At 45.3% G+C, this 18,944-nt stretch carries 17 protein-coding genes; 9 read left to right on the top strand and 8 right to left on the bottom strand.

Going from position 1 to position 18,944, the window contains the following annotated elements:
* Positions 1-457 precede the first annotated feature (457 nt).
* The 4 genes from NLBNIHML_RS07265 (at position 458) to NLBNIHML_RS07250 (ending at position 2,891) form a co-directional block, all read left to right on the top strand.
* On the top strand, positions 458-742 hold the full coding sequence (locus NLBNIHML_RS07265; RefSeq protein WP_494354093.1) for a hypothetical protein: 285 nt from the start codon (positions 458-460) through the stop codon (positions 740-742).
* Positions 743-860: 118 nt separating this feature from the next.
* Positions 861-1,613, top strand: a complete 753-nt coding sequence (gene yaaA, locus NLBNIHML_RS07260; RefSeq protein WP_494354092.1) for a peroxide stress protein YaaA — start codon at positions 861-863, stop codon at positions 1,611-1,613.
* A gap of 263 nt (positions 1,614-1,876) precedes the next feature.
* Positions 1,877-2,035: a DUF8570 family protein gene (locus NLBNIHML_RS07255; RefSeq protein WP_472896615.1), complete on the top strand. Its 159-nt coding sequence runs from the start codon at positions 1,877-1,879 to the stop codon at positions 2,033-2,035.
* Positions 2,013-2,891: a prohibitin family protein gene (locus NLBNIHML_RS07250; RefSeq protein WP_339256261.1), complete on the top strand. Its 879-nt coding sequence runs from the start codon at positions 2,013-2,015 to the stop codon at positions 2,889-2,891. Before NLBNIHML_RS07255 ends, NLBNIHML_RS07250 begins: the two co-directional genes overlap by 23 nt.
* Before the next feature lie 474 nt (positions 2,892-3,365).
* Here NLBNIHML_RS07250 and NLBNIHML_RS07245 read toward each other — a convergent pair whose 3' ends face one another.
* A complete protein-coding gene (locus NLBNIHML_RS07245) occupies positions 3,366-3,932 on the bottom strand; it encodes a DUF4879 domain-containing protein (protein ID WP_339256259.1) in 567 nt (188 codons plus the stop codon).
* 653 nt (positions 3,933-4,585) lie between these two features.
* Between NLBNIHML_RS07245 and NLBNIHML_RS07240 the strand changes: the two genes are divergently transcribed.
* The 3 genes from NLBNIHML_RS07240 to NLBNIHML_RS07230 all read left to right on the top strand — a co-directional run bounded on the left by NLBNIHML_RS07240 (position 4,586) and on the right by NLBNIHML_RS07230 (position 6,550).
* The gene (locus tag NLBNIHML_RS07240; RefSeq protein ID WP_494354091.1) at positions 4,586-5,794 is read left to right on the top strand and encodes a WXG100 family type VII secretion target; all 1,209 of its coding nucleotides are present in this window, start codon (positions 4,586-4,588) and stop codon (positions 5,792-5,794) included.
* A 4-nt stretch (positions 5,795-5,798) separates the two neighbouring features.
* Positions 5,799-6,128 carry a hypothetical protein gene (locus NLBNIHML_RS07235; RefSeq protein WP_339235594.1) on the top strand — a complete coding sequence of 110 codons (330 nt, stop codon included), beginning with the start codon at positions 5,799-5,801 and terminating at the stop codon, positions 6,126-6,128.
* Positions 6,129-6,271: 143 nt separating this feature from the next.
* The gene (locus NLBNIHML_RS07230) at positions 6,272-6,550 is read left to right on the top strand and encodes a DUF6809 family protein (RefSeq protein ID WP_494354090.1); all 279 of its coding nucleotides are present in this window, start codon (positions 6,272-6,274) and stop codon (positions 6,548-6,550) included.
* A gap of 176 nt (positions 6,551-6,726) precedes the next feature.
* On the opposite strand, the gene NLBNIHML_RS07225 is transcribed toward NLBNIHML_RS07230, so the two are convergent.
* Together NLBNIHML_RS07225 and NLBNIHML_RS07220 are read right to left on the bottom strand one after the other, a co-directional pair.
* A complete protein-coding gene (locus NLBNIHML_RS07225; protein ID WP_494354089.1) occupies positions 6,727-8,106 on the bottom strand; it encodes a right-handed parallel beta-helix repeat-containing protein in 1,380 nt (459 codons plus the stop codon).
* 653 nt (positions 8,107-8,759) lie between these two features.
* The gene (locus tag NLBNIHML_RS07220) at positions 8,760-10,352 is read right to left on the bottom strand and encodes a catalase (protein WP_494354088.1); all 1,593 of its coding nucleotides are present in this window, start codon (positions 10,350-10,352) and stop codon (positions 8,760-8,762) included.
* 251 nt (positions 10,353-10,603) lie between these two features.
* Between NLBNIHML_RS07220 and NLBNIHML_RS07215 the strand changes: the two genes are divergently transcribed.
* Complete coding sequence (locus NLBNIHML_RS07215) at positions 10,604-12,568, top strand: ATP-dependent DNA helicase (RefSeq protein ID WP_494354087.1); 1,965 nt, start codon at positions 10,604-10,606, stop codon at positions 12,566-12,568.
* Positions 12,569-13,141: 573 nt separating this feature from the next.
* On the opposite strand, the gene cysK is transcribed toward NLBNIHML_RS07215, so the two are convergent.
* From cysK to NLBNIHML_RS07195, 4 genes are all read right to left on the bottom strand, one after another.
* Positions 13,142-14,098, bottom strand: coding sequence for a cysteine synthase A (cysK, locus tag NLBNIHML_RS07210; protein WP_494354086.1), 957 nt, complete (start codon positions 14,096-14,098; stop codon positions 13,142-13,144).
* Between the two features lie 345 nt (positions 14,099-14,443).
* Complete coding sequence (locus NLBNIHML_RS07205) at positions 14,444-14,827, bottom strand: YhjD family protein (RefSeq protein WP_253438912.1); 384 nt, start codon at positions 14,825-14,827, stop codon at positions 14,444-14,446.
* Between the two features lie 423 nt (positions 14,828-15,250).
* Positions 15,251-15,484, bottom strand: coding sequence for a hypothetical protein (locus NLBNIHML_RS07200; protein ID WP_017687536.1), 234 nt, complete (start codon positions 15,482-15,484; stop codon positions 15,251-15,253).
* Positions 15,481-16,518, bottom strand: a complete 1,038-nt coding sequence (locus NLBNIHML_RS07195) for a nucleotide-binding protein (RefSeq protein WP_339235578.1) — start codon at positions 16,516-16,518, stop codon at positions 15,481-15,483. The genes NLBNIHML_RS07200 and NLBNIHML_RS07195 overlap by 4 nt, the downstream gene beginning before the upstream one ends.
* An 850-nt stretch (positions 16,519-17,368) precedes the next feature.
* Here NLBNIHML_RS07195 and NLBNIHML_RS07190 point away from each other — a divergent pair.
* A complete protein-coding gene (locus tag NLBNIHML_RS07190; RefSeq protein WP_494354085.1) occupies positions 17,369-18,103 on the top strand; it encodes a YitT family protein in 735 nt (244 codons plus the stop codon).
* Positions 18,104-18,308: 205 nt separating this feature from the next.
* On the opposite strand, the gene NLBNIHML_RS07185 is transcribed toward NLBNIHML_RS07190, so the two are convergent.
* Positions 18,309-18,779 (bottom strand): DUF2188 domain-containing protein, encoded by a 471-nt coding sequence (locus NLBNIHML_RS07185; protein ID WP_339256249.1) that lies wholly within the window; start codon positions 18,777-18,779, stop codon positions 18,309-18,311.
* Positions 18,780-18,944 lie beyond the last annotated feature (165 nt).

The raw sequence follows: 18,944 nt of genomic DNA, 5'->3' as shown, positions 1-18,944 counted from the left end.
TATAGCTTGACTAAAAAGGAGGATTTATTATGAAGAAAGTATCGTTTTTTTTTTCTTTTTTTTCTTCTATTGACAGCATCCGCTTGTTCAAACAAAGTCGCTTCATATACAGGGGAGAGTGCGAATTGGAGTGTTTCATGTACAGTTCAAAGTAATAGCGATGTAGCAAGTTATGAATATGAAATTAGGTACTTAGGAGATAATCCTTCATTAATTGAAAAAGTTAAAACCAAATTTATGAGTGAAAATATTCATTCAAAGAGAGAAGTACCTTTTAATAATATATATCAGAGGAAAAGGTGAAGGGATGTCCCCATTTTTGGATGAGAATGAATTTATAGTTCAGATTGATTGGGAAGGAAACTCGGAGAAGATAATTGTTACCAAATAATGGTGTTACAGGCAGAGATAGATATTAGTGATAATACAAATTACAGGCTAAGTGAGGTGAGTAAAAATGAAGTTGCTAAAGACCTCATTAGTTATCGTTGCACTAGTGGTCATCGCTTCTTTTACATGGTATGGCTCGTATAAGAGTGATATGAAGCAGCTGGAGGATGACTTGAGAACATATTTAACCGCCGAAAAAGGAATAGATGGAAATACGATTATAAGCATCACTGCTCGTCGAAGCAAAATGCCGATGTATCCTGTTGTCGTCCGATTCAAGGACAATCCGCAGGAATATATCTACTATAGAGCAGATGAATGGATTCAGCTGACGCCTGATCCGAATGAATAATTCAATCATACGAACTAAGATAATAGAGGATGATATGCAACACCATTGGATTTACCCATCCAATCCTGTACAATGAATAACGACAAAAACAAAGGTAGATTAAGGATGGATTAGCACGATGAGAATTATAATATCACCAGCTAAAAAGATGAAGATCGACACCGATTTGATGGCTATCGCGCAGATGCCGCATTTTATAAACGAATCAAAACAGCTATTGAGTTTGCTTCAAAAGTTATCCTATGACGAACTCAAAGCGATGTGGAAGTGTAACGATGCAATCGCTGAACAGAACGTGGAACGGATTCAGAATATGAATATAAAAGCTAATCTTACGCCAGCCATCTATGCCTATGAGGGCATTCAGTATCAATATATGGCTCCGGGTGTTTTTCAACATGAGGAACTGGCGTATCTTCAGCAGCATTTACGCATATTATCCGGTTTTTATGGCATTTTACGGCCTCTGGATGGCGTTACCCCGTATCGGTTGGAGATGCAGGGTAAGCTGCAAGGTCCAGGTTTCAAATCGCTCTATCAATTCTGGGGCAGCAAGTTGGCGGATCAGCTTCAATCTGAAAGCAATTGTATTCTGAATTTGGCTTCCAAAGAGTATAGCAAGAACATCACGCCTTTCCTGAAAGAGGAAACCCGGATGATCACTTGTGTGTTCGGACAAATGGTCGATGGAAAACTTGTTGAAAAGGCAACCCGGGCCAAGATGGCCAGAGGTGAGATGGTACGATATATGGCTGAGGGGAAAATTACAGATGTGGAGGATATCAAGAGCTTTGATCGGTTAGGTTTTGTTTTTTCAGAAGAGAAGTCGGAAGAGAGTACTTATGTATTTATATATTCAGAGGGACAGTAGCCTGTTGTACAATGGTTTATAAATTTTGGTTCGTATAGAGTTACACATTGGTAAATGCCATCAAATAATTTGATGGCTCTTTTTTTTTGCAAGACTAAGGCAGGCTTATTCCGAATATGTTGGTATCTACAGAGGTCTACAGGAAGCGACGCTGAATATCATTGAAACCTAGTATGAATTTACAAAGTATATATAAAGAAGGATATAATTAGTTGCTATTTATAAATTTGTACTCGGTTACATCCAAAGAGGGGAGGACGAATATGCCATTTATTGGGGGAATCATTTTAATCTTGATCCTAGCATTTATTCTATGGGCATTAATGATCCCGCTATTCAATAAAATAGGTAGTAGAATTCTGAAGAAATACAATAAATTCAAACAAGAGGAGAATGGTGATGAAAAATTCAAAGACGTTTAGAGTAGGGGCAATAACAGTTGCATTGGTTATTATCGTGGGAGTATTATTGGTGACTTTCTTCGTCACACGAATTCCTAATGGTTATGTTGGGGTTGTGTATTCACCCAATGGAGGGGTAAAAGATAGCACACTGAGTCAAGGGTGGAAACTGGTTGGAGCGTTCGATAAAGTAACCAAATATCCGATCCGAATTCAAACGGTGGAATACAGAGATATTCAAATTGCTACATCTGACGGAAAAAACATCACCATCGATTTTGCTTACAACTACCAAGTAGAACCAAGTAAAGTATCTTCTATTTTCAACACATTTGGGCCTATTAGCATTCAAGAAATTGAGGATACATATCTCAAAACACGTTTCCGTGACGCAGCTCGTAAAGGTATTTCCAAGTTTACAGTCATTGATGTGTATGGTGAAAAGTCATCTGATGCAGGCGTGGACGTGCAACAACGTTTCTCTGATGACGTTAAAGAGTTAGGTTTTATCGTATCCAACGTTACCGTAGGTGTTCCTCAACCTGACGCTAAGACTCAGGAAGCCATCGATAAACGTGTCGAAGCTTCTCAAGAACTGGAACGTAAAACGACTGAACTGGAGATTGCCAAAAAAGAGGCTGAACGCAAGCGCGTGGAAGCGCAAGGTAATGCAGACAAACTATTGATCGAAGCAGAGGGTCAAGCTAAAGCCAATAAAGAGCTTCAACAATCCTTATCGAGTCAACTCGTTGAATATGAAACCATTAAGAAATGGGATGGAGCCCTTCCATATGTGAGTGGGTCAAATACGCCAATGATTCAATTACCGGGTACTAAAGTAGAGCAAAATAGTGGCTCAGGAAGCGTATCTCCCTAATTAGCGGTTGAAAATGCACGCCTTGCTTTCTCAACAAATTAATGTTTTAATGTGTTGAAATTCGAATGAACAAGCCGGTCCAATCGTGGGCTGGCTTGTTTATTTTTGATACATTTCAGAGGTACGACAAGAGGCATTGGATACATTTAGTCTAAAATTTGGATTCAAGAGTAGTACGTACGTGACATTGTTGGGCTACAAGTTCAGGCTTGTTGTGGCAAAAAGATGCTCGGCATTGGCTTGGCAATTTTGCTCGGCTACTGCTCTTAGGATAACGTCACAATGAGAAAAGACGCAGCGATAAATATCCCTGCGCCTGATCAAGCTAACGTAATTGTTAGCAGAAGAGTCATATCATATTGGGGCGATCCGATTCGTTTCCAAAGCTGATGAGCTTTTGGGCTTACCTCCCGTATTCCTCATGATAGAACCAGGATAGCCATTTCCTCCAATATTCAGATTACATCTTTCCTGTTAACGAACATTAATCCAAGCGGTCCACTGTGTTGGGATGTTAATGGAATAGACCGTACCTACAAATTGCCCGCCTGTTGTATTAGGAGATTCATAAACCCAAGAATGGGCAAAAGCATCTATTACACGATCACCGTCTAGATCAATAGCTTCAGACCAGTTGTTTGTCATTGTATTGCCAGCGAGTTTGCCGAAGTGACTGCTGTCATAACCGATCTGGAACGTAATACACTGAATCCAAGCCCCACCATGATCATTGGTCGTGGAGAGCGGGTTGTTATTGAAGCCGTAAATTTCTTGACCGCCATTAGGAGATACAACACCGTATACATTAATGTGAGATACGTTCGGAGCAGGTGCAAACAGAACTGGACCACCCGTATCTTTAGCCTTCTGCGCTTTAAATTCAGCCTTAGCAGCCTCAACAGCTTCACGAAATTCTTTGGAATTAATAATTTCTTCCTTTGTTAACGGTTTGGCTTGAGTCACATCACCATCTGCATAGGCAGCTACATTAAACGAAAGCACGAGAACAAGAATAAGAGCTAAACCAACCAACTTTTTCATAGTAATAAATTCCACCTTTCTTGTTATGGGTATTCTTTTTTTTACAAAAAAATGGATAACGACAAATAGACCTGCTTGCAGATTAAAGCCCCTTGCCCTCCCCTCTTATGAAAGTGGTTCTTCCCTCTTTTTCTTTACTGAAAACAGAAATAAAGAGATAGAACTCTACAGGCTAGAAAACTCTATGAAGTAGGAATGTATATGTAAAATGAATGCCTGCCAATGATTATGTGTTGCAGACAAAATGGTAAACTCAATTATAATAATTGAAATTTTAGTTGTGGTAGGCCCTGATACTTTTGGTGAAAATATAAAATTCAAAATAATTATCCAAATTGAAATATATTCCATTTATATAAACATATAGTACCTCTAATTACCAATTCAAGTCAAGTTTATTTATTAATTCTATGAATTGTTAAAGCGTGTTACTCGTCGCAGTAAAGATGCTACAGTATCCTGTAGGCGTCAAATAAAAGGAACCCTCAGGAACATGTATACACCTGCATAGAGATCGAAGGGGGCTGAAGGACGGATATGGATCATTCTAAGCGTGGATTGATGCAGGGAAATCAGGAGATTAGCCGGATATCATTGCCATTAAACTTCTGCTAACATAGTTGTATCATATATTAGATGAGCGGTGAAAATGGATGAATACCATTAAAGTTACCCCTGAACAGTTACATGACTTATCGAATCAAGTAGATCAGGCGAGACATCAATTGGAGTATATACGGGAGGATCTCTCAAGACAGATTATGTTCCTGCAGCAGATGTGGCTGGGTGTAACGCAGGAGCGATTCTTCTATGAATTTGAGCAGTCGCGCCCTGTATTGCAGAAGGCGCTGGAAAGTATGGTGGGCATCTCCAAGGAACTTAAGGATATCGCCATGCGGTTTGAGAATGCTGATGCTCAAAAGGTGAGTCTGGGTAATGCCGTTGGTACTGTTGGCGCTGTAGCGATGACGGAAAACGCAAGATATTATGCCGGTTCGGATGATAAGGGCTATGGGATGGCACAAGTCAATGTTTTTGGAAAGTGGATGTCGATGCCTGTCAACGAGAATGGAGTTACGGATCAGTCTGCTCTCCAAGCTTATGAGAGAGATCAAGGGCATTTGGATATTAATCGAATGCAGGCTGTAACTGCTGAACCGTCAGGGGAAGATATTTTTGCGATGCAGATCAAGGCATTTGAAATGGGAATCGATCCGTTCACAGGCGAGCCTGTATCCGACAAGTATGCTCAGATGATGCTAACTTCCCTAAAGTTTAGCCAACTATTCATGGCATTTCAGATGGTTCGCGGGAGTATGCCAGGCGGCAAAGGTCCCTTTCGCTTGCCTTCTTCTCATCCAGCTGTGGCGAAGATTAAAAAGAATTTGGAAGCGGCTGAGGCAAGGAAAGGTAGTAAGATTAAGGGGACGGGTGATGTTTCAGGGGTTAAGAGTGCAAAAGAGGTTGAGATTATTAATAAAAGGGGAGAATCTCTTGGTGAATTTGATGAAATTGACTTGAAAAAAGGGGTCTTTTATGAAGATAAGTCTGCTCAAGGTCTACATAAAGTTAATCCTAAAACAGGACTGCCTGCACAAACACCACAAGAATTCGCGGATAAACAAATACTTACGAAAACGCGAAATCGGATTTTTGCTCTAGAGAACGCCACATCGACAAGAACAACTGTGAATGGGTCGCAGGAAATACCGGCACTTCAAGAAATAAAAGGTATTAAAGAGTTTGTTTTTAGACTAGACGGTGATACACCCAAATTGAGGCAAGCTGTTAACAAAAGCATTAATAAACTAAAAGAAGAGTTTCCAGACTACAAATTTAGTGCTACTTTTGGAGGTGAATAAGTGCATGTCAATCAGTGCTGTAATATATGAACCACAAAATGATTTTGAACAGAGTTTCTTTGTTCCCATTGCTACAGAATCGTTTTTTAAAGAATGTTGGCAACCTGCGATTGAAGCACTAGGGTTACAATGGACAGACCTTTTTTCATCAGGTGTTGATGTAGAGGAGGAAGATGTACCGTCAATTATTGAGGAACTAATTCAAATCAAAGATTGGGCGGTAAAAAACTTAACTGAGGAAAAAAGGAATAAAATGTTTGAAAGAATAACAATTCTTCAAAATAAATTGCCCCTAGCATTTCAGCGCAAAGATGCTGTTGTTTTTATAGGATAGATAGGTTAGCTCACTTACGAGTAGGGCTTAGACTTAAGAGCTTAACGAAGAATTTTGGTATTAATATATACTTAGCGGATTTCCCGCTAAATTTCTATCTCACCTGCTCTTTTGATGTACAATCTTCCTGAGGTGACCTTACCATGAAGGATAACATGTACCTGATCGAGAATTTGTTTCACGGGAACTTGCGGTTAGACGAGTCGATTCATCCTGAGCAAGCTGAATATCAGGAGATCAATCGCCAGATATCGGACCTGATGCAAGACTACAGAACACAGCTTACCGATAACGAATACGATGCTTTGGAACAACTGGTAGACCTGATCGGACAATCCACATCAATGTATGTTGAAGCAGCGTTTGAGCAAGGTTTTCGTACAGGCGGTAAACTCATTATTGAGGTCTTATGCAAACCGTGAGTATCTATCAATTTATAAGTCAGCAGTGTATGTATAGCAACTCAAAAATCCCCTTCTCCAACACCGGCAATCTGGCTGGCATAGAGAAGGGGATTTTATGTTTATTCCGTAGCGTCTTTTAATCCATATGTGAACTCAACACACATGTCCTACTCAAACTCCACCTACACTACAACCTACCGCGCACCAATATTCGTACCCGATGGCGTACCTGACCCAACCAGATCACTGCCACCCGCAAGCTTCAGAAAATTACCCAAAACAGGCGTTCCGTCCGCGCTGCGCGTGACCGAAGGCACGAGGGAGACAAAGTCGGCTGCGCTGGCGAGCAGGCCTTTGGCGTTCTCGCTTTTTTTGTTCTTCCACCAGACGTTGGTACTGCTGACGTCGGTTCCGCTTGTTTTGTCACTGGCGCCGCCTTGGAAGGACAGGTTGTTGGTGAAGATGTGGGTGCCTACATCAAAGGCAAAATTGCTTTGCCCATTGTTCCAGGAGGTGTTGTTTTTCATCTGGATCGAGCCGGGATTACTGTTGTAGGTGAAGCCGTGCTTTTTGTTATTAAACGCAATGTTGTTCTCCACAATATGATTCACCGCAATCTTCTCGCCGCCAAGCTTGAAGCCGTTACCATCGCTGTTGGAGGTGGAGGTACCGTCTGATGTTGCACCATTGGCGTAGGCGATGCTGTTGCGGATCGTGACCGCGCCGATGGCGCCTGTGTCCGTTTTGCTATACAGATCCCAACCATCGTCCACGTTATAGGCCGCAATGCAGCCGTCGAAGACATTGCCCGGGCCAACGGTCAGTTTGGCGGCAAAACCGTCTGCATCCTCACCGTCATCCGGGTCGTAGTTGTTGTGGGAGTAGGAACGAATCACTTCATTATACGCAGGCCATTCACTCTTGGCGGCGGTGGAAGCATAACGTCCCATTTGAATCCCCGTATCCCGATTGTGATGGGCTTCGATCTGCTCCAAGCGGTTGTAGCTACCTCCGATGAAGATTCCGTTGTCACCCGCACCTTTCACCTCAAGACCTTTGACGAACCAGTAGTCTCCGAACATTTGCAGTCCACGATTGGTGGAAGCGAAGGCTTGAGCGGAGAAATCAAAGACCGGTTTTTCCGATCCATACGCCACCAGATTTTTACGTTGTGAGGAGGTGCCGCTGTTACCGCGTTCTATGGTAATGGTCTGGGAGAAGCTGTAGGTGCCGCCGCGCAGATAGATCGTTTTACCTGGAGCGATCTGGGTCAATGCGTTAGCCAGCGAGGTTGGACTATTTATGGTTCCCGGATTGCTGGCTGAGCCGTTAGGGGAGACATAGAGATCACCCGCAGCAAGTGTCACACTTGAGGTAGCCACGGCTTCTGATGGATTATTTTGCAAGCTGCTCTCGATTACATCGGCCGCGCTAACTGATCCACCACCAATCAATAAAAGAGGGAATGCGGCACTCAGACAGATCTGGGCCATTTTTGATTTGAGGGAGCGCTCCTTCAGGGAATGTACAGATCGTGCAGATACATGAGTAGATGTGGATGGGAATAATTTCATTAGTAGACCTCCTTGGTTAATGGAAAATAGAATGCGTGAGCTGTTGCGGTATGCCAGACAGATGCATCAATGAAGTAGCTCATTGCGATGGGATGATTACTCTCTGTACAGCATAGTTTTATGGTAAATGTTGTAAACGTTATCTTCAATAATCATTTGATCAGATGGGTCAAGATACAGGCAGGTTAGGCGTAGTCGTACCCAGTGCATGGGGTTTCACAGGTTACATGTAATCCTGACATTGGCTGGTAGCCCTGATTTAACGATGGATCATCTGAAATGAACTTCGAGATGCATGCTTTTACAACCCTCAAGGCACGAGACTCACCCTCAATCCACCCAAATGAACTTCGCATATTCAAAAAAAGAGCAGCACACACCCAATAGGGGCATAAACGTAATCCGTTCCCTCTATCGAAATGATGGGGCAATCAACGCATAACAAAAAGCCCCATAGCGGCTGCCAGAGGCAACGAGACTATTGGGGCGATGTTCGAAGTGGCATTATCTGATCATTGTAGGCACTGTCCTGCATGGCAAGACTCATCGTATCAAGCGATATGCTCCATTAAACCAACGCTGGGACTTATCGTCCGAACAATCTCATGCTTTATAAGCGATGCATAGAAGAGAGTTCTACAACGCTGTCCATTTTAATATCCGTCCGTCTCACGACTGCGCTTCTTCGCTTGCTCGACACTTGGTTCATGTTTCGGTTGAACTGTCGCACTATCATCGGTAGGCACTGACGCCAGTCCTTCCGCCACACGACGACCGTAATCGGCATCCGCTTGGGTAAAATGAGAGATCATGCGCTCCCGGATATCCGGTTTGCATTGGGCTAGAGCATCGACCATGTTGCTGATCAGCTCATCCCGCTCCCAATCCTCGAATGCCCGGTACGTATCCCCGGCTTGTCCAAAATCATTCGTACGTTCGATCTTCTCACGCACTAGCCTGCCTTCCACCAACGGTTCATGTTCCGGGCCGCGTGGCGCCGCTTCTTTTAACCCACCAAGAGAGGAGGGTTCGTAGTTCACATGCGGATTCTGCCCCGGTGCACGATCCACCTGATACTGCATCTGTCCGCCGCTTTGATTCGTCGCAACACGGTTCTTCGGCGCATTCACAGGCAGTTGCAGGTAGTTCGCACCGACCCGGTGACGCTGGGTATCCGAATAGGAGAAGGTGCGTCCCTGCAGCAGCTTGTCATCCGAGAAATCCAGCCCGTCCACCAATACACCTGTACCAAATGCCGCTTGCTCCACTTCATTGAAATAATCCTCGGGATTACGATTCAACGTCATTTTGCCAACGGGTAGAAAAGGAAACTGATCCTGCGGCCACAACTTGGTTGGGTCCAACGGGTCAAAGTCCAGCTCCGGGTGCTCGCCATCTTCCATCACCTGAACGCACAGCTCCCATTCGGGATAGTCGCCTTGTTCAATGGCATGATACAGATCCAGCGTGGCATGGTTGAAATTCTGCCCCTGAATCTCGCTCGCATCTTTTTGCAGCAGGTTACGTATGCCTTGATTCAGCGGTTCCCAGTGGTATTTGATGAGCACGCCCGTGCCTTCCTGATTGACCCATTTGTATGTATTGACACCCGACCCTTGCATCTGACGGTAATTGGCCGGAATACCCCAAGGGGAGAAGAGGAACGTCACCATATGGGTTGCTTCGGGACTGAGTGAGACAAAATCGAAAAACCGCTCCATATCCTGTGCGTTGGTCAACGGGTCGGGTTTGAAGGCATGTACCATATCCGGGAACTTGAGCGGATCACGAATGAAAAAGATTTTCAGGTTGTTACCGACGAGATCCCAGTTGCCATCTTCGGTATAAAATTTCACGGCAAAGCCACGCGGGTCCCGCAGCGTCTCGGGAGAGTGTCCACCGTGAATAACCGTTGAGAATCGAACGAATACGGGGGTTTCTTTTCCTTTTTCCTGAAACAGACGTGCCCGTGTATATTTGGATACCGGTTCATTCCCGGCCGTGCCATACGCTTCAAATACGCCATGAGCACCAGCACCCCGGGCATGCACAACCCGTTCCGGAATACGTTCGCGGTCGAAGTGAGTGATCTTTTCGAGAAAATGATAGTTCTCCAGTGTTGTTGGTCCGCGGCTGCCCACGGTTCGTACGTTCTGATTGTCTGTGATGGGGTGACCCTGTCGGTCCGTTAAAGTCTCGCTTGATTGGTCTGAGGAATGCTCGGATTGTGAAGAATGGTTATCCATGGAGTGGAATGCCACCTTTCCTTAAGTTGGATTCCTGTATATATTTTCCCTGTGGGCAGGTTCTATACATTGTGGCAACCAACGAACATCTAAACGACCTTTTGAAAAAACTAATCTACTGCCCTTCGATTTCCTCGTAAAAAAAGCTTGTCACCAGCCTTACTGCATGAGATAATTAACTTTTGCCCTGCGGCCTTTTTTGAACGGAAAATGAAAGAGGACCGCGTCTAAGAATGGAGGCTGACCTAGGATTGTCTACACAACGTTATCCTTTTGCATATGATCCGGCTGAACCTTTTGTATCCCGTCTGGGAGAGTGGGTAGCCGATGTTTTTTACGATATTTTGCCAGAGTCCGGCTTCGAGGTACGGGATGAACAGATTTTTATGGCGTACCAGCTCGAACGGGCCTATGGAGATAAAAAGACCATTATGGCGGAGGCCGGTGTCGGAACAGGCAAGACGTTAGTCTATCTGCTCTACGCGGTCTGTTATGCACGTTATACGGGCAAACCGGCAGTGATCGCCTGTGCCGATGAGTCCTTGATTGAACAACTTGTGAAGCCCGGCGGAGATATTGCGAAGCTGGCTGCACATCTGGATCTGGAAGTGGACGCACGTCTGGGCAAGTCCCCGGACCAGTACGTCTGTCTGAACAAATTAAGTGCGGTGCGATTCGCCGATGAGGATGCGCCTGTTATTGAAGAAGTGCACGAGAGCCTTCCGGATTTTGTGAATACGCCGGGTACGCTCCAGACTTTCCATCCGTATGGTGACCGCAAACAGTATCCACATCTGAACGATCGTCAGTGGAACAAAATCAACTGGGACCCGTTCCAGGATTGTTTTGTATGTCCAAAAAGACAACGCTGCGGCCTGACGCTGTCGCGTGACCATTACCGTCGTTCCAAAGACATCATCATCTGTTCCCATGATTACTACATGGAGCATGTCTGGACCTATGATGCGCGCAAACGCGAGGGACAACTGCCACTGCTGCCTGATCACAGCTCAGTTGTATTTGATGAAGGACATTTGCTGGAAGAAGCAGCCCTTAACGCATTGAGTTACAAGCTGAAACACCGTATTTTCGAGGAACTCGTGACTCGTCTGCTGGAAGGTGAGATTCGTGAATCCCTCGCTGAGCGTGTGGATGAAGCGATTGAGAGCAGTGAACGCCTGTTTGCGCTGCTGGATACGTATACGGTGGCGATTCCGGGATCGGAACGGAAAGAAGTTCGGGTAGAAGCTCCGCTTCTGCGTGAGATTGAACGTCTGACCAACGTATTGGATGCCATTGGCGAAGAACTGGTATTTGAAAGTGGATTGTTCTCGCTGGATGGGTACCAGATGCGTGTCGTTGAAGAGCATTTGGACATGATTCAGTCTGCACTTGCGTTATTCCGTAAGGAAGACGGCTATATCTGTTGGGCGGAAGAGAGTGAAGACGAGACGACATTATCGATCATGCCGCGTACCGTGAAGGAAATGCTGAATGAGCGTGTGTTCAACACAGGTATTCCAATCGTGTTCTCCTCTGCAACGTTATCTGTGGACAGTTCATTCCGTTATGTGGCGGACAGCCTGGGCATTGATGATTTTGTATCGTTCTCGGTGGCTTCCCCGTATGATTATGCGGACAAAATGAAGATGAAAATTACCGATGAAGCTGTACCGGGTCACCCGGAGAACGAAAATCGCATGCGCGACGCAGTATCCATGCTTCAGGAGAGTGGGGGACGTGCGCTGATCCTGTTCCGTACGATGGAAGAATTGCGCGCGTTCAAGCAGGATATTGTTCATGTGCCTGAATCAGAAGGTTTGCGCTTTATGTATGAGGGTGATCGGGAGATCAGTGATCTGATTGCGGCGTTCCAACAGGATGAGGAAAGTGTGTTGTGTTCCGTCAATCTGTGGGAAGGATTGGACGTTCCAGGACCATCATTATCCAACGTGATGATCTGGTCGCTTCCGTATCCACCACAGGACCCTGTGTTCAACGCGAAACGCAGTGCGTCCGCAGCACCATACGAAGAGATCGATCTTCCGTATATGCTCCTGCGTGTGAAGCAAGGTCTTGGACGTCTGATTCGGACAAGCACGGATTCCGGTTCCGCGGTCATTCTCGATGAATCCCTGTATACCAAAAAGGAAGCCAAAGACCGCATTGCGGCTCTGCTCCCTGAAGGTGTGGAATGGACAACTCTGACACACTAATGACTGAATTCTAAATCATACAAAATCGTACTAAATCCTACATTTACATTGGATTATGCGTTCTAACCGGGCCGAAATGGCTCCCATCAGAAAAAAGCTCTTGTTCTCTGCGGATACACCATCCGTATGTGAGCAAGAGCTTATTTTTTATTTTGATGGTTCCTTCAATGTACTTCTCTTCCCTTTTTTTCGAGGGATTTCCCCTCGCTCCTCGCTACCAATCGCTCCAAAATTCTAACGAACCTATCATACCTTATTGGGGTGATAATGAAGAGATGTAAATTCTAACGAATCTCAGTAACGTTATCCCGCCAAAAATAGCTTCTAAGCCCGTAAATCAACCCAATTCGGGGAAATAACGCCGCTGTGATTCGTTACACTTCAAACCTGCATAAATAGGAGCGAATAGCGTGTTTCAGGTTCATTAGAAGCAATGAGCGCTAAATGAACAATACATGTGTGAGTACTAAATGAATGCTCATAAGGGAGGGCCTCTGTCAAGCTTATAACTTATGGGCTCATGGCTTGTGGGACATGGAAGCCCCTTTTTGACGTGTAAAGATGTTAGCTGTGTTAAAAAATATCCATGCTCAGATACCGTTCCCCGGTATCCGGCGCAATGCAGAGCACCCGGTGCCCTGGCCCCAGTTCCTTCGCGATGCGAAGGGAGGCCCACACCGAAGCGCCAGAGGAAGGGCCGAGCAACAGCCCTTCCCGGGCAGCAAGCTGCCGCATCGTATCCAGTGCGTCCTCATCGGACACTTGGATGATGGCATCCCACACGTCGGTATTCAGGATGTCCGGAATGAACCCCGGACTTGTACCGACGAGCTTATGTGGTCCGGGCTCGCCACCGGACAACACCGGAGAACCTTTGGGCTCCACCGCATAGATACGGATATCGGGCAACTGCTTACGCAGTTCTTCCCCGGTTCCCGTAATTGTTCCGCCAGTTCCCGCCGTAGCGATGAAGGCATCCAGCCTTCCGTCCATCTGCTGCATTATCTCCGGCGCTGTGGTGATACGATGAATGTCCGGGTTCGCCTGATTCTCGAATTGTTGGGGAATGAAGCTTCCCGGAATGTCTGCCTGAAGTTCTTTCGCTTTACGGATCGCACCTGGCATCCGCTCCGCAGCAGGGGTGAGCACCACATCTGCGCCGTAGGCTTTCAGGATGTTGATGCGTTCCTTGGACATATTGTCCGGCATGATCAGGATCGCTTTGTATCCTTTGGCAGCAGCGTTCATGGCCAAACCGATGCCCGTGTTGCCACTGGTTGGTTCAATAATGGTTGCACCGGGAAGAAGCAGTCCTGCACGTTCAGCTTGAACGATCAGGTTATATGCGGCACGGTCTTTGACGCTGCCACTTGGGTTGAAGTATTCCAGTTTCACGTATACGTCAGCAGAGTCGCTGCCTGTGAGTCGGTTCAGTTTAACGGCAGGTGTCTGGCCGATCAGTTCGGTTACATCTGCAGCAATGCCTGTATGTGCTTGTGTTCGTTTAATCGAATGTGTATTCAGATCCATGAAGTACAGCTCCTTGATTGATAAGACGTTGAGAGATATCCAGTTGAACTCAAACTTTACGGAACAATCTGTCTGCCATGAATGGCAGGATGCTTGTTTTAGTATAGGAATTGAATTTAGATCATGCCTTATTGGAATGGTTGGTTATCTCTCCTCCATCTTAATGAACATAACCTTCTGTGGTCAACTTGTTTTGAATTAAGCGGAGGGCGCGGAATCATACGAGCAGTGAATCGGACAAAGCGAGTAGGAGTTGGATTCAAGCGTAATGACGGATGGACGCAGATCCATATGTGTTTGGATAACAACAGGCGTATGCTCCGGTTCAATAGGAATAGAGTTGCATCAGCTCTGTGCCAAGTCCATCTGCAGATGCCGACTGAGTTCTTTTTTGACTTCATTGCGTGCGAACGTCCATAACATATAGAACCGTTGCCAATACCCCCTGCACATATACAGAGTTTCGATACCATCAGCTTCACGATTCTCTTCCAGAACTTTGACACCGCGAATTCTCATCTGCTTGCGAAGACCCAACATTTCCTTGAGCACATTGTTCTGAATACGGGTCAGCGAAAGAATGTAGACTTCAGGCATCTTAAGCATAAGTGTATCCAACGTTCGAATATCTCGCTCAAGTACATCCAGCAATAGGGTACGTACAACCAAACCTTTAATTAGACGATGGTCTTCATCCGCAGGGGATGGGGCGGAAGTTGAGGATGTCATATGTTCACTTCCTTAACCTTTAATTGGAATTTTTTATTTACAGAACATGTGTTCCTATATTATAATCAATATATGTAATGGAGATACACAATACAACCGAGAAATATTGGAAGCAAGCACTAACGTATTTTCCTGAGGATACAGATCGTGAATGAAGCTGTGGATTTAAGGACAAGCCCGATCCAAAATTAGGTATAATTTATGGGTTTTGCAGGAAACCTAAGGCCATAAACCAAATAAGCCTTATGCAGTGCAGTCTGCTACAGAAGTAAAGCTGGCTTGCCTTAATACGCTGATGCTATGACAACGAGAGGAAGCAATTCACTCTACTAAAAATATGCAACAAAAAAGCCCCTGCCTTGGGCGGCGGGGCCTATGGAATACTGCCGATTCAGGGGCAGGTTTAATGACGTGTTTAAGAAATTAAGCAAGATATTGAGGCTTTTCGTAGAACGCCTCTTTTTCAAGGATGACCTTATAAGGTCTTTCCTTGCCCTTCAGGGAGGGCCCAATAGTCGTTAGCGGTACGGCCGGCTTGTGGAAACGATCTTCTTCCTTGGGTTCCGGAACCGGTCGTGATGATTCGGGCGCAGAACTGAGGCGTACCTTTTTCTCGCTGCCCCAGCGCTTGCTTATTTTTTTCGTTTCCGGTTTCATTCCGGTTCGCCTCCTAACAAATCGTTGATGGCGTTGAACAGTTGACGATTCTGTAGGTCAATCTGCTGAAAAACCGCCTCATCCGCTTCAATATGTCCAATAATGTGAACGGTGATTACATACCTCTTGGCTACAGGATAGCATAGCAGATACTCTTTCTCAAGGTAATCATCATATAGGTTGATCTTGATCTTGTTCTCCCGGTAAGAATCAATCACCAGGATGCGCTTGGGATCATCCGGTTGTTTGTCGTCATTAGCGGACAAGTCATACTTTCTCCCCGGTTCTCCAACATTACCACATAATTGCTCAATATAACCACTGTCATCTGTACGGTATATGGCTGTGCCACGTACAGCGAATGGAGGATGAGAGACAAAGGCAGTACGCAGGGCATCACTCATTCGTTCCAGCATTTTGGCATCTGCTTTGCGGGTACGCAGCAATTCCCTAAAGAACCGTAGCAACTTAAGCAATTGTAACCTTGCTTCTCCCTCAGTGCGCTTATGCTTCTCAATGATGTTCTCCAATTCCGGATCACTCCAGCGTCCTTGTTCCTCAATACTGTCTGCAATCTTGGAACATGCCACGGACACGGCTGGTGCCCACTTTCCGTCAGAACGGATTTCATATACGAGTGGATTTAATCCCAGCAGATCTGTGGGCATCCGCAATCCTTCGATCTTGGTCGTGTCCTTGATGTCCGTAATATCTTCAGGAAGAATGAAAAAAATACGCTTTCGTCCCAGACGACCCATAAACAGACCCATTTCAAGCATTGTATTATCCCGGACCGACGCGTAGTACTTCCCGCGAATCTTGGATATATCATCCGGATGAAAAATAAAAATCGCAAAGTCAGTCGTGCGTACCTCTACTTCCAGATCGTCCATGGTATAGCTGCTTGGATTAAAAACCCCGGAATACCAAGGGGTAACTTCAGCTGAAAAACGTAAGTTTTCGTGTACTGCGGCTGCAATCGGCTTCGCTTCCAGCGAGCAGCCAATAAAGACTCTTGGCTTTAACGTTTTCATCAATCCGCCTCGCTTAAACGGTAGTGGGATTCAATTGTTATATTATACCATAAACAGCAGAGTAAGTCTGGAAACGTCTGAACTGGACAAATCATAAGCCGATTACGTTTGCTATAGTGTATGTGTGAAAGGGAAATGATTCCTTTAAAAAGTACAAGAAAATAAAAAAAGGCCCCAATTTGTCACAGTTGGGTGACTGACAGTTATTTTTGGAAGCTTTGGTCATAGAATAAAGGAGCAGGTTGCACCATTAGCAAGCATTGCTACTCCTGGTGTGCCCGTATGACTGCTGGAGCAGCCCAGATGCTGCTTTATGCGCATATTTGACGGGTCCGCTGTTTAGACCCGGTCACGTTGGTGTTATATAATAGAAGAACAAGCAAGTTAGCTTTGGTGTTTAAGCAGAATCTTTACATGGTAACGAAGAGTGCAGAACCCGTCTGAAGAAACGAAGTGCTCGCCTTTATCAACGGATTTTCCCATTTAAAATATGGGATCAAAAAATTCCGTGGATAACAGTGATCGGAAGAGGGTACTGTTATCGATGTATTATAGTGTAAAGTATAATGTTTAACCAAGCACAGCTAACCACAACAGAACAGAAAGGATCAGGATACCATGAGTCCCCGAAGGACAATCTCCCCAAGGACAATCTGGAAACGTTACGATCTCTCATACACATAGCGCCCCTTGTAGAGTACATCAACCGGTTCAAAAAAACGGCTGACTCTGCGAAAGAGGGGATTGGAATGAATATTCGAAGGACACACACGATGATTTCTTCCAGGCTTACCTTTTGCAGGGTACGGTCGGTCTAAAAAACCAACCTACAAACTGCGAGGGAACCTGAATGAAGAGAACATCGTTAACCTTACAACACGTTAAAACAGAGGCGATCAAATTCGCCATTATGCTGCTCGGTACATTTATTTTAGCTTTTGCCTATTATCACATTAACTTTCAGAATCATTTATCGGAGGGCGGATTTGTTGGTCTGGCCCTGCTCGGAAAATACGCAACAGGCTTATCGCCTGCCATCGGTATGTTGTTGCTCGACATTCCGGTCATGATACTGGCTTGGTTCCTCAAAGGCTGGAAATTCATGATTCAGGCATTGCTTGGCGTCGCTGCATTTTCCCTATTCTATGACGGCTTTGAACGATACTCCACACTGGTGTTGTCGTTTAACGGAAATCTGTGGATTCCGGCAGTTCTATCCGGTGTATTGACTGGAGTAGGCGCTGGGATTGTGCTTCGTTTCGGCGGAGCGACAGGCGGAGACGATATTCTCGCCGTGCTGGTTAGCCGCTGGAAGGGATGGAAGTTGGGGACCGTTTTCTTTGTCAGTGATGCTTTTGTATTGGGATTGTCGCTTTTCTTTCTTCCGGTAAAAGAAACTTTATATACGATTCTGGCCGTATGGATCGCCAGTAAAGTCATTACGTACGTCGTTAGTGTTCCGGCTCGTGGAACCGTGGTAACAACTTCGGCTGTGAAATTGCCGATGCCATCGGCTGCAGCCAAAGCAGTTAATGCTGCTGCTGTTTCACAGCGGACTACGGTGGTTAGAGGGGTATCCCATTGATCTTACGTTTCAGAATAATCATAACCTGTATGGATCTTGTTGAGATCTTAATTGACGGTTACGTTCATACAAAATCCCTTTTGACTGCATGTCAGCAGCAAAAGGGATTTTGTTGTTTTCGTCCAGATCATGATTAATTATTCGCTGAACTGTAGAATAACAGCCAACAATGAATACGGCCATTTTCCGGTGTAATGCAATTCATTCAAGGCTTAATCGAAGAAGCAATCTGCCCATCCTGATTATGGATAATGGCGCGAATATGTTGATGGCTACTGCGTTTTTTAGCTTCATCCACAGCTTCAGCTTTCGTTTCAAATGTAGACAGATAGGTAGACTTTCCTTCTTCCTTAATTGCCCAACCGGAGTCGGTAGGCACCACATGAATGTTGTCATGACTCTTGGACGATGAGACAGGTTCGGAATGCCGACGCTGCGTGGAAGATGACTCTTTATGGTTAGAATTTTCGGAAGAAGATGTGGAGTTCGATTTCGACCCTTCCGGTGTGGGATGATTTTCATCCCATTCTTCCGCCTTAGCTGTCGCTATGGCAATCGAACGTCCTTCCTCATACCCGTCTTCGAGCAGCGCATTCGCAATCTCAATTGCTTTGTGTCTGACACGTGGTTCCAGGTTCTTCATGGATACCGGATAATCCTGTTTGTTCCAAGGCATATGAATCCCTCCTGTACAATAATGGATTAGTTGTATATTACCCTGTGAGGGAAGAGATAAACGATGAAGAGGAACGGGAAGAAGCAGAGCTAAAAGCTTTCTGTGAAAAGCTACTCCGTAAGCATAAAGGAATCAAAAGAATCTGGGGATAACAGCGATCGGAAG

This window comes from Paenibacillus sp. JNU01, from assembly GCF_059130585.1.
This window is presented reverse-complemented; position numbering and strand designations above follow the sequence as displayed.